General features: G+C 55.2%; 10 protein-coding genes, 4 tRNA genes and 1 rRNA gene. All 15 read left to right on the top strand.

Features of this window, described 5'->3' with window-relative positions; all coding sequences use genetic code 11:
- Positions 1 to 183 precede the first annotated feature (183 nt).
- Positions 184 to 299 (top strand): 5S ribosomal RNA (rrf, locus tag HBO19_RS24855).
- Between the two features lie 177 nt (positions 300 to 476).
- On the top strand, positions 477 to 1,436 hold the full coding sequence (birA, locus tag HBO19_RS24850; protein WP_170058495.1) for a bifunctional biotin--[acetyl-CoA-carboxylase] ligase/biotin operon repressor BirA: 960 nt from the start codon (positions 477 to 479) through the stop codon (positions 1,434 to 1,436).
- On the top strand, positions 1,426 to 2,175 hold the full coding sequence (locus HBO19_RS24845; protein ID WP_170041632.1) for a pantothenate kinase: 750 nt from the start codon (positions 1,426 to 1,428) through the stop codon (positions 2,173 to 2,175). The genes birA and HBO19_RS24845 overlap by 11 nt, the downstream gene beginning before the upstream one ends.
- Positions 2,176 to 2,182: 7 nt before the next feature.
- The gene (locus tag HBO19_RS24840; RefSeq protein ID WP_170041633.1) at positions 2,183 to 2,629 is read left to right on the top strand and encodes a hypothetical protein; all 447 of its coding nucleotides are present in this window, start codon (positions 2,183 to 2,185) and stop codon (positions 2,627 to 2,629) included.
- A gap of 142 nt (positions 2,630 to 2,771) precedes the next feature.
- Positions 2,772 to 2,856: transfer RNA gene (locus HBO19_RS24835), tRNA-Tyr, on the top strand.
- A gap of 24 nt (positions 2,857 to 2,880) precedes the next feature.
- Positions 2,881 to 2,954 (top strand) — tRNA-Gly (locus HBO19_RS24830).
- Positions 2,955 to 2,980: 26 nt separating this feature from the next.
- Positions 2,981 to 3,056: transfer RNA gene (locus HBO19_RS24825), tRNA-Thr, on the top strand.
- Positions 3,057 to 3,214: 158 nt separating this feature from the next.
- Positions 3,215 to 3,290, top strand: a tRNA-Trp gene (locus HBO19_RS24820).
- A 45-nt stretch (positions 3,291 to 3,335) separates the two neighbouring features.
- A complete protein-coding gene (gene secE, locus HBO19_RS24815; protein WP_076964128.1) occupies positions 3,336 to 3,704 on the top strand; it encodes a preprotein translocase subunit SecE in 369 nt (122 codons plus the stop codon).
- 9 nt (positions 3,705 to 3,713) lie between these two features.
- The gene (gene nusG, locus HBO19_RS24810) at positions 3,714 to 4,247 is read left to right on the top strand and encodes a transcription termination/antitermination protein NusG (protein ID WP_003176436.1); all 534 of its coding nucleotides are present in this window, start codon (positions 3,714 to 3,716) and stop codon (positions 4,245 to 4,247) included.
- 117 nt (positions 4,248 to 4,364) lie between these two features.
- A complete protein-coding gene (gene rplK, locus HBO19_RS24805) occupies positions 4,365 to 4,796 on the top strand; it encodes a 50S ribosomal protein L11 (RefSeq protein ID WP_003210097.1) in 432 nt (143 codons plus the stop codon).
- On the top strand, positions 4,796 to 5,491 hold the full coding sequence (gene rplA, locus HBO19_RS24800; RefSeq protein ID WP_003176434.1) for a 50S ribosomal protein L1: 696 nt from the start codon (positions 4,796 to 4,798) through the stop codon (positions 5,489 to 5,491). The genes rplK and rplA overlap by 1 nt, the downstream gene beginning before the upstream one ends.
- Positions 5,492 to 5,691: 200 nt before the next feature.
- Positions 5,692 to 6,192 carry a 50S ribosomal protein L10 gene (gene rplJ / locus HBO19_RS24795; RefSeq protein ID WP_003176433.1) on the top strand — a complete coding sequence of 167 codons (501 nt, stop codon included), beginning with the start codon at positions 5,692 to 5,694 and terminating at the stop codon, positions 6,190 to 6,192.
- A gap of 78 nt (positions 6,193 to 6,270) precedes the next feature.
- Complete coding sequence (gene rplL, locus HBO19_RS24790) at positions 6,271 to 6,636, top strand: 50S ribosomal protein L7/L12 (protein WP_003210093.1); 366 nt, start codon at positions 6,271 to 6,273, stop codon at positions 6,634 to 6,636.
- 219 nt (positions 6,637 to 6,855) lie between these two features.
- Positions 6,856 to 10,929 (top strand): DNA-directed RNA polymerase subunit beta, encoded by a 4,074-nt coding sequence (gene rpoB / locus HBO19_RS24785; protein ID WP_029299252.1) that lies wholly within the window; start codon positions 6,856 to 6,858, stop codon positions 10,927 to 10,929.
- Positions 10,930 to 10,945: the final 16 nt, after the last annotated feature.

The following is a 10,945-nucleotide window of genomic DNA, read 5'->3' as shown; positions in this document are numbered from 1 at the left end:
AATACTAATTGCCCGTGAGGCTTGACCATATAACACCCAAGCAATTTGTTTCTCGAAAGAGCATCAGATTGCGGTGTGTGAAGACGAAATGAACCGAAAGTTCGAATCTCACAAAACACCGAAAGCTATCACATACCCAATTTGCTGAAGCGAGGCACTTGCCGCGACTCAGTACCCGAATTTCTTGACGACCATAGAGCATTGGAACCACCTGATCCCATCCCGAACTCAGCAGTGAAACGATGCATCGCCGATGGTAGTGTGGGGTTTCCCCATGTGAGAGTAGGTCATCGTCAAGATTAAATTCCGAAACCCCAATTGCGAAAGCAGTTGGGGTTTTGTTTTGGGCGGTCGAAAACCGGAAAATGCTTGGTCGGTTGTCTAGTTGAGGTTGCTCTATCGCCTGTTATGTTGCTTTCTATGCAATGGCTCTGCGCATGGCTATCATGCGTGCCTCATTGTGAGGCGAGACCTGCATGCTGACGTTGTTAAAACTTCTGAAAGATGGCCGATTCCACTCGGGTGAAGCGCTAGGTGCGGTCCTGGGTGTCAGTCGTAGTGCTGTGTGGAAACAGCTCCAGCATCTGGAGGTTGAGCTGGGCCTGACGATTCATAAGGTCAGGGGGAAAGGCTATCAATTGGCATCCCCGCTGGTTCTATTGAGTGCTGACGAGATCGCCTTGAAGTCGCCGGTCTGTGCGGGTTCGGTTTTCATCTCGGATACCATCGATTCCACGAATGCCGAAGCTTTGCGTCTAATCGATGCGGGGCAGGCGGCGCCGTTCCTGGTTCTGTCGGAGCAGCAGACTGCAGGCAGGGGGCGTCGAGGGCGTAAGTGGGTCAGTCCGTTTGCACAGAATGTTTACTACAGCCTTGTACTTCGTATCGATGGTGGTTTGCGACAGCTCGAGGGTTTGAGTCTTGTGGTGGGCTTGGCGGTAATGCAAACCCTGCGCGACTTGGGTGTTCAGGGTTCGGGTTTGAAATGGCCGAATGATGTTCTTGTTGGGTCAAAAAAGATTGCGGGCATCCTTCTTGAGTTGGTAGGCGATCCTGCTGATGTGTGCCATGTAGTGCTCGGTATTGGTATCAATGCCAACATGCAAAGCGCCGCAGAAGTTGATCAGCAGTGGACATCGATACAGCTCGAAACGGGTCGCAGGGTAGATCGAAATCATCTGGTCGCTCACCTGGGTCAGGCATTGCAGGCTTATCTCGAGCGTCATAGAGATTCCGGCTTCTCGGTGATCCGCGAGGAGTGGGAGCGGAGTCATCTATGGCAGGGCAGGGCGGTGTCATTGATCGCCGGTGTTAACCAGGTAAACGGGGTTGTGCTAGGTATTGACGGTCAGGGCGCGCTGCGTCTCGAAGTGGATGGTGTTGAGAAAATATACAGTGGCGGTGAGTTAAGCCTGAGGTTGCGTGATGATTCTTGAGCTCGACTGTGGGAATAGCTTCATCAAATGGCGAGTTCTGGAGGCGAACCAGGCGGTCGTTTTCGCTGAAGGCGTTGTGGATTCCGATGTGGCGTTGTTGGGTGGTCTCCATTCATTGGCTGGTCTTTCACTGCAACACTGTAGGTTGGTGAGCGTGCGCGCCCAGGAGGAGACGAATCGTCTGGTCGGCGTGTTGGTTGCCGCTTTTGGTGTCTCTATAAGCTGTGCTGCGCCGTCGCGTGAGATGGCGGGTGTGCGCAATGGATATGAGGAATATGCCCGTCTGGGGCTGGATCGTTGGTTGGCAATGCTGGGAGGCTTCCGCCTGGCCTCTGGAGCATGTTTGGTGCTGGATTTTGGTACGGCGGCCACTGCTGATTTCATTACGGCGGATGGCGAGCATCTTGGGGGATTTATCTGCCCTGGCATGCCGCTGATGCGCAATCAGCTGCGAACCCACACCCGTAAAATACGTTATGACGATGTTGCAGCTGAGCGTGCGCTGGAAAGCCTGGTGCCTGGACGTACGACTGCACAAGCCGTAGAGCGTGGTTGTACGCTCATGCTTCGCGGCTTCGCTGAGTCGCAACTGGAGCTGGCCCAGAGTTACTGGGGCGAAGACTTCTCAGTATTCCTTACGGGTGGTGATGCTGAGTTAGTCGCCGATGCTCTGCCAGGCGCTCGGTTCGTTCCGGACCTGGTATTTGTTGGTCTGGCGATGGCATGCCCTTTGTCTTGAGGTTTCTATGCGTTGGTTGTTTCTGTTGTTGCTGGTTCTCAATGTCTTTTATTACATCTGGCACCAGCAAGAGGCCCCGTTGCGTGCGAAGGATGTAACGCCCCTGGCGCTATATCGGGGCTCTCAGCAGGATATTCAATTGCTGAGTGAGTCGGCCGACGCAATGACCCGTCGTGATCGGCCCAGGGCGTCAGAAGCGCCGGCCGATTGCTTGTATATTGGCGGCTTTGCCAGTCAGGAGCAGGCGCAGTTCCTCGAGCAGCGCCTGACCAGTCTGGATATCAAGGTCAGGATCCAGTCATTGGCTGGTGCAGGTATGCCCGCTTTTTGGTTGCGTGTGGCACCTGAAAGTCGCCGCTTGGCTGACGATCTGCCGTTTGAAAGCCTTGCTAATGAATTCAATGAGTTAAAACATAAAATAATGCCGTGCGAAGGCATTGCAAGTGTCGAATAGTTTGCATAGAATGGCGCCCGCTCCACAGCGATGACCTACTTGGGAAATTGATGTGAAGCGATCGTCACGCAGCTAACCTCATATTTTTAATGAGAAAATGCTTGACAGAAGGTCGGCGTAATGTAAAATGCCGGCTCGCTTAGGAGGGGTTCCCGAGCGGCCAAAGGGATCAGACTGTAAATCTGACGTCTACGACTTCGAAGGTTCGAATCCTTCCCCCTCCACCATTTTTAGCGTGAGCTGCAAGCTCCGCGGGTATAGTTTAGTGGTAGAACCTCAGCCTTCCAAGCTGATGATGCGGGTTCGATTCCCGCTACCCGCTCCAAGTTTGCAGGTTGTGCAAGGTGTTTTGCTCTTGTAGCTCAGTTGGTAGAGCACACCCTTGGTAAGGGTGAGGTCAGCGGTTCAAATCCGCTCAAGAGCTCCATATAACAAGGCAGATATGAAAATATCTGCCTTTGTTTTAACAGCTGTCTCGGCTTGATTCTTTTTTACCTGGTGTTGTCGGGTTGTTTCAAGTCTCTTGGGGTTGGTTGTTGTAAAGTCTTTTTCAGGCCTGCATAATGGTCGGCCTGATTTTGTTTTAGGTCAGTAGCTCAATTGGCAGAGCGACGGTCTCCAAAACCGTAGGTTGGGGGTTCGATTCCCTCCTGACCTGCCAGATTCACGTGGTGTATCTGGCTTTCTTTTCACAGGATCTTCATAGATGACTCCTAAGGCTGAAGCTCAAAGCTCTCGTTTCGATCTGGTTAAGTGGCTCGCTGTCGTCGCTTTGGTGGTCGTAGGCGTTGTTGGCAATCAGTATTATTCTGCTTCGCCGATCCTGTACCGCGTACTCGTATTGCTCGCTCTCGCTGCTGCGGCTGTCTTCATCGGTCTGCAGACTGTAAAGGGTAAGTCTTTCGCCGTACTGGTTAAGGAAGCTCGCACCGAAATACGTAAAGTCGTTTGGCCGACTCGCCAAGAAACCACGCAGACCACGCTGATTGTTGTGGCTGTTGTTTTGGTTATGGCGTTGCTGTTGTGGGGGCTTGATTCCCTGCTCGGCTGGCTTGTTTCCTTGATTGTTGGCTAAGGGTGTCCCGTGGCTAAGCGTTGGTACGTTGTGCATGCTTACTCGGGTTACGAGAAGCATGTCATGCGCTCTTTGCTAGAGCGCGTAAAGCTGGCAGGCATGGAAGATGGCTTCGGCGAAATTCTGGTTCCCACTGAAGAAGTGGTTGAAATGCGTAATGGCCAGAAGCGCAAAAGCGAACGCAAGTTCTTCCCTGGCTACGTGCTGGTACAGATGGACATGAATGAGGGTACTTGGCACTTGGTCAAGGATACCCCTCGCGTCATGGGCTTCATTGGCGGTACCGCCGATAAGCCTGCGCCGATCACTGACAAGGAAGCGGAAGCGATTCTGCGCCGTGTTGCTGACGGTAGCGACAAGCCGAAGCCTAAGACGTTGTTCGAGCCGGGCGAGGTTGTTCGTGTCACTGATGGTCCGTTTGCTGATTTCAACGGCACTGTCGAAGAAGTTAACTACGAAAAGAGCCGGATCCAAGTGGCGGTGCTCATTTTCGGTCGCTCTACCCCGGTAGAGTTGGAGTTCAGTCAGGTCGAAAAGGTCTAGCTGACAAAGCATCCCAACCCCGCAGCCTTAGGCTGTGGGGTTTTGTCGTCACTGGGATAAACGCGCAAGTAACCGGGGAGCCTTTCGAGGCGCTTGAACCCGTAATTGGAGTGCCTCATGGCCAAGAAGATTACCGCTTACATCAAGCTGCAAGTGAAGGCCGCACAGGCCAACCCTAGCCCACCCGTCGGTCCAGCTCTGGGTCAGCACGGCGTGAACATCATGGAATTCTGCAAGGCCTTCAACGCCCGTACTCAGGGTATTGAGCCAGGTCTGCCGACTCCAGTGATCATCACTGTATACAGCGACCGTAGCTTCACCTTCGAAACCAAGTCGACCCCGGCTTCGGTTTTGTTGAAGAAAGCTGCAGGTCTGACTAGCGGTTCCGCTCGTCCGAACACCGTTAAGGTTGGCACCGTAACTCGTGCTCAGCTGGAAGAGATCGCGAAAACCAAAAACGCGGATCTGACTGCAGCTGATATGGATGCAGCCGTGCGTACCATCGCCGGTTCTGCTCGTAGCATGGGCCTTAACGTGGAGGGTGTGTAATGGCTAAGCTGACCAAGCGCCAAAAGGCTATCGCCGGCAAAATCGAAGCGGGCAAGTCCTACAATTTTGTAGACGCTGCTGCTCTGCTGACCGAGCTGTCGACTGTCAAGTTCAGCGAGTCCGTTGACGTTGCTGTAAACCTGGGTGTTGACCCACGTAAATCCGACCAGGTCGTTCGTAGCGCTACTGTGCTGCCACACGGTACTGGCAAGACCGTACGTGTTGCTGTCTTCACCCAAGGCCCGGCAGCTGAAGCTGCTCTGGCCGCTGGCGCCGATCGCGTTGGCATGGACGACCTGGCTGCCGAAATGAAGGGCGGCGACCTGAACTATGACGTAGTTATTGCCTCCCCGGATGCAATGCGCGTTGTAGGTCAGTTGGGTCAGATCCTGGGCCCACGTGGTCTGATGCCTAACCCGAAAGTCGGTACCGTAACTCCAGACGTAGCTACCGCGGTTAAAAACGCCAAGGCTGGTCAGGTTCGTTATCGCACTGACAAAAACGGCATCATTCACACCTCCGTTGGCAAGGTCGGCTTCGACGCCGTCAAGCTGAAGGAAAACGTTGAAGCCCTGATCGCTGATCTGAAGCGTATCAAGCCAGCTTCCTCGAAAGGTATCTACGTCAAGCGCGTTACCCTGAGCACCACTATGGGCCCAGGTCTGGTCATCGACCAAGGCTCGCTGGACGTATAAGACACAAACTGGCGCGAGAGATCGCGCCAGTTGAAAAAATTGGGGTCCCTGCCTGGCGGGGGCTATCCAAGACCGTAGGCGACGCAAGTCTTAAACCATCAAGCCTACGCAGATGGTGCTCCCGGTTCCTTACCGAATCAGACACCAAAACGACATCCGGCCTAGGCCAGATGAAACGGTAACAAGCAGGAGTTAAACCCGTGGCAATTAATCTCGAAGACAAGAAGGCCATCGTCGCTGAAGTCAACGAGGCTGCCAAAGCTGCTCTGTCCGCTGTCGTGGCTGATGCCCGTGGTGTGACAGTAGGCGCTATGACCGGACTCCGTAAAGAGGCTCGTGAAGCTGGCGTATACGTACGTGTTGTACGTAACACCCTGCTCAAGCGCGCTGTTGCTGACACTGAATACAGTGTCCTCAACGACGTGTTCACCGGCCCGACTCTGATCGCGTTCTCCAAGGATCATCCAGGCGCTGCTGCCCGTTTGTTCAAGGAATTCGCCAAGAGTCAGGATAAGTTCGAGATCAAGGCAGCTGCGTTCGAGGGCAAGTTCCTCGCAGCTAACCAAATCGACGTACTGGCAACACTGCCGACCCGTAACGAAGCTATTTCGCAGCTGATGAGCGTGATTCAAGGCGCTACCAGCAAGCTGGCTCGTACTCTGGCCGCAGTTCGCGAGCAAAAAGAAGCTGCAGCAGCCTAAGGCTGAGCAACTTCTCTCGCGTTTTTTTGTTTATTTCGATGGCCGCGTAGGCCGTCCCCCAATTCAGGAAATACAGCAATGTCTATCTCCCAAGACGATATCCTCAACGCCGTAGCTGAAATGTCGGTTCTGCAGGTTGTTGAGCTGATCAAAGCTTTCGAAGAAAAATTCGGCGTTTCCGCTGCCGCTGCTTCCGCTGGCCCAGCTGTTGCTGCTGTTGCTGCTGAAGAGCAAACCGAATTCAACGTCATGCTGCTGGAAGCTGGCGAGAAGAAAGTAAACGTGATCAAGGCAGTACGTGAACTGACCGGTCTGGGCCTGAAAGAAGCCAAGGCTGTAGTTGACGGCGCTCCTGCCCAGGTTCTGGAAGCAGTGTCGAAAGACGCCGCTGACAAAGCCAAAGCAGTACTGGAAGAAGCAGGCGCTAAAGTCGAGCTGAAGTAAGCATCGACCTTGCGTTTCCAGCCCAAGCGTTAAGCTGAAGGCTGATGGCTGGTGGCTCTTGCCACCGGCCTTTTTCCGTTCTTGGCTGTCGACTCGGTCGCCGCCACTAACGCGCTGTAGCCACCCGATGCGGTGGTGCAAACCATGGGGTTTGCAAGATTTTCTGGCTGCTCCCGTCGGGAGGGCCAAACAAGCAGGTGACCAAGCTGGGGAACGCTGATGGCTTACTCATATACTGAGAAAAAACGTATCCGCAAGGACTTTAGCAAGTTGCCGGACGTCATGGATGTCCCGTACCTTCTGGCTATCCAGCTGGATTCGTATCGTGAATTCTTGCAGGCGGGAGCGACCAAAGATCAGTTCCGCGACGTGGGCCTGCATGCGGCCTTCAAATCCGTTTTCCCGATCATCAGCTACTCCGGCAATGCTGCGCTGGAGTACGTCGGTTATCGCCTGGGCGAACCGGCATTTGATGTCAAAGAATGCGTGTTGCGCGGTGTTACGTACGCCGTACCTTTGCGGGTAAAAGTTCGTCTGATCATTTTCGACAAAGAATCGTCGAACAAAGCGATCAAGGACATCAAAGAGCAAGAAGTCTACATGGGCGAAATCCCATTGATGACTGAGAACGGTACCTTCGTTATCAACGGTACCGAGCGTGTAATCGTTTCCCAGCTGCACCGTTCCCCGGGCGTGTTCTTCGACCACGACCGTGGCAAGACGCACAGCTCCGGCAAGCTCCTGTACTCCGCGCGGATCATTCCGTACCGTGGTTCGTGGTTGGACTTCGAGTTCGACCCTAAAGACTGCGTGTTCGTGCGTATCGACCGTCGTCGCAAGCTGCCGGCCTCGGTACTGCTGCGCGCGCTCGGCTACACCACCGAGCAGGTGCTGGACGCTTTCTACACCACCAACGTATTCAGCCTGAAGGATGAAACCCTCAGCCTGGAGCTGATTGCTTCGCGTCTGCGTGGTGAAATTGCCGTCCTGGATATCCAGGATGAGAAGGGCAAGGTCATTGTTGAGGCTGGCCGTCGTATTACTGCGCGCCACATCAACCAGATCGAAAAAGCCGGTATCAAGTCGCTGGACGTGCCTCTGGACTACGTCCTGGGTCGCACTACCGCCAAGGTTATCGTTCACCCGGCGACAGGCGAGATCCTGGCTGAGTGCAACACCGAGCTGAACACCGAGATCCTGGCAAAAATCGCCAAGGCCCAGGTTGTTCGCATCGAGACCCTGTACACCAACGATATCGACTGCGGTCCGTTCGTCTCCGACACCCTGAAGATCGACTCCACCAGCAACCAATTGGAAGCGCTGGTCGAGATCTATCGCATGATGCGTCCTGGCGAGCCACCAACCAAAGACGCTGCCGAAACCCTGTTCAACAACCTGTTCTTCAGCCCTGAGCGCTATGACCTGTCTGCGGTCGGCCGGATGAAGTTCAACCGTCGTATCGGTCGTACCGAGATCGAAGGTTCGGGCGTGCTGTGCAAGGAAGACATCGTTGCGGTCCTGAAGACTCTGGTCGACATCCGTAACGGCAAAGGCATCGTCGATGACATCGACCACCTGGGTAACCGTCGTGTTCGCTGCGTAGGCGAAATGGCCGAGAACCAGTTCCGCGTTGGCCTGGTGCGTGTTGAGCGTGCGGTCAAAGAGCGTCTGTCGATGGCCGAAAGCGAAGGCCTGATGCCGCAAGACTTGATCAACGCCAAGCCAGTGGCTGCGGCGGTGAAAGAGTTCTTCGGTTCCAGCCAGCTCTCGCAGTTCATGGACCAGAACAACCCGCTCTCCGAGATCACCCACAAGCGCCGTGTTTCTGCACTGGGCCCGGGCGGTCTGACCCGTGAGCGTGCAGGCTTTGAAGTTCGTGACGTTCACCCGACGCACTACGGTCGTGTTTGCCCGATCGAAACGCCGGAAGGTCCGAACATCGGTCTGATCAACTCCCTGGCTGCCTATGCGCGCACCAACCAGTACGGCTTCCTCGAAAGCCCGTATCGTGTGGTGAAAGACGCCCTGGTCACCGACGAGATCGTTTTCCTGTCCGCCATCGAAGAAGCTGATCACGTGATCGCTCAGGCTTCGGCCACGATGAACGACAAGAAAGTCCTGATCGACGAGCTGGTAGCTGTTCGTCACTTGAACGAGTTCACCGTCAAGGCGCCAGAAGACGTCACCTTGATGGACGTATCGCCCAAGCAGGTAGTTTCTGTTGCGGCGTCGCTGATCCCGTTCCTGGAACACGATGACGCCAACCGTGCGTTGATGGGTTCCAACATGCAGCGTCAAGCTGTACCGACCCTGCGCGCTGACAAGCCGCTGGTGGGTACCGGCATGGAGCGCAACGTAGCCCGTGACTCCGGCGTTTGCGTCGTGGCTCGTCGTGGCGGCGTGATCGACTCTGTTGATGCCAGCCGTATCGTGGTTCGTGTTGCCGATGACGAAGTTGAAACTGGCGAAGCCGGTGTCGACATCTACAACCTGACCAAATACACCCGCTCGAACCAGAACACCTGCATCAACCAGCGCCCGCTGGTGAGCAAGGGTGATCGCGTTCAGCGTAGCGACATCATGGCCGACGGTCCTTCCACCGATATGGGTGAGTTGGCTCTGGGTCAGAACATGCGCATCGCGTTCATGGCGTGGAACGGCTTCAACTTCGAAGACTCCATCTGCCTGTCCGAGCGTGTGGTTCAAGAAGATCGCTTCACCACGATCCACATCCAGGAACTGACCTGCGTGGCGCGTGACACCAAGCTTGGGCCTGAGGAAATCACTGCAGACATCCCGAACGTGGGTGAAGCTGCTCTGAACAAGCTGGACGAAGCCGGTATCGTTTACGTAGGTGCTGAAGTTGGCGCTGGCGACATCCTGGTCGGCAAGGTCACTCCGAAAGGCGAGACTCAACTGACTCCGGAAGAGAAGCTGCTGCGTGCCATCTTCGGTGAAAAAGCCAGCGACGTTAAAGACACCTCCCTGCGCGTACCTACCGGTACCAAGGGTACTGTCATCGACGTACAGGTCTTCACCCGTGACGGCGTTGAGCGTGATGCTCGTGCACTGTCCATCGAGAAGACCCAGCTCGACGAGATCCGCAAGGACCTGAACGAAGAGTTCCGTATCGTCGAAGGCGCGACCTTCGAGCGTCTGCGTTCCGCCCTGGTAGGCCACAAGGCCGAAGGCGGCGCAGGTCTGAAGAAAGGTCAGGACATCACCGACGAAATCCTCGACGGTCTTGAGCACGGCCAGTGGTTCAAACTGCGCATGGCTGAAGATGCTCTGAACGAGCAGCTCGAGAAGGCCCAGGCCTACATCGTTGATCGCCGCCGTCTGCTGGACGACAAGTTCGAAGACAAGAAGCGCAAACTGCAGCAGGGCGATGACCTGGCTCCAGGCGTGCTGAAAATCGTCAAGGTTTACCTGGCAATCCGTCGTCGCATCCAGCCGGGCGACAAGATGGCCGGTCGTCACGGTAACAAAGGTGTGGTCTCGGTGATCATGCCGGTTGAAGACATGCCGCACGATGCCAATGGCACCCCGGTCGACGTTGTCCTCAACCCGTTGGGCGTACCTTCGCGTATGAACGTTGGTCAGATCCTTGAAACCCACCTGGGCCTCGCGGCCAAAGGTCTGGGCGAGAAGATCAACCGTATGATCGAAGAGCAGCGCAAGGTCGCAGACCTGCGTAAGTTCCTGCACGAGATCTACAACGAGATCGGCGGCCGCAAAGAAGAGCTGGACACTTTCTCCGACCAGGAAATCCTGGATCTGGCGAAGAACCTGCGCGGCGGCGTTCCAATGGCTACCCCGGTGTTCGACGGTGCCAAGGAAAGCGAAATCAAGGCCATGCTGAAACTGGCAGACCTGCCAGAAAGCGGCCAGATGCAGCTGTTCGACGGCCGTACCGGCAACAAGTTCGAGCGCCCGGTTACTGTTGGCTACATGTACATGCTGAAGCTGAACCACTTGGTAGACGACAAGATGCACGCTCGTTCTACCGGTTCTTACAGCCTGGTTACCCAGCAGCCGCTGGGTGGTAAGGCTCAGTTCGGTGGTCAGCGTTTCGGGGAGATGGAGGTCTGGGCACTGGAAGCATACGGTGCTGCATACACTCTGCAAGAAATGCTCACAGTGAAGTCGGACGATGTGAACGGTCGTACCAAGATGTACAAAAACATCGTGGACGGCGATCACCGTATGGAGCCGGGCATGCCCGAGTCCTTCAACGTGTTGATCAAAGAAATTCGTTCCCTCGGCATCGATATCGATCTGGAAACCGAATAACACGTGACGCGAATCG

It is taken from the genome of Pseudomonas sp. WS 5021, from assembly GCF_012985535.1.
Classification (GTDB): Bacteria; Pseudomonadota; Gammaproteobacteria; order Pseudomonadales; family Pseudomonadaceae; genus Aquipseudomonas.
Note: the sequence above shows the minus strand (reverse complement) of the source record. Positions and strands in the feature narration are given on the sequence as shown.

Excerpts from the sequence above, each read along its gene's own strand:
- birA (WP_170058495.1), top strand. The coding sequence starts at position 477 with ATGCTGACGTTGTTAAAACTTCTGAAAGATGGCCGATTCCACTCGGGT.
- HBO19_RS24845 (WP_170041632.1), top strand. The coding sequence starts at position 1,426 with ATGATTCTTGAGCTCGACTGTGGGAATAGCTTCATCAAATGGCGAGTT.
- HBO19_RS24840 (WP_170041633.1), top strand. The coding sequence starts at position 2,183 with ATGCGTTGGTTGTTTCTGTTGTTGCTGGTTCTCAATGTCTTTTATTAC.
- secE (WP_076964128.1), top strand. The coding sequence starts at position 3,336 with ATGACTCCTAAGGCTGAAGCTCAAAGCTCTCGTTTCGATCTGGTTAAG.
- rplK (WP_003210097.1), top strand. The coding sequence starts at position 4,365 with ATGGCCAAGAAGATTACCGCTTACATCAAGCTGCAAGTGAAGGCCGCA.
- rplA (WP_003176434.1), top strand. The coding sequence starts at position 4,796 with ATGGCTAAGCTGACCAAGCGCCAAAAGGCTATCGCCGGCAAAATCGAA.
- rplL (WP_003210093.1), top strand. The coding sequence starts at position 6,271 with ATGTCTATCTCCCAAGACGATATCCTCAACGCCGTAGCTGAAATGTCG.
- rpoB (WP_029299252.1), top strand. The coding sequence starts at position 6,856 with ATGGCTTACTCATATACTGAGAAAAAACGTATCCGCAAGGACTTTAGC.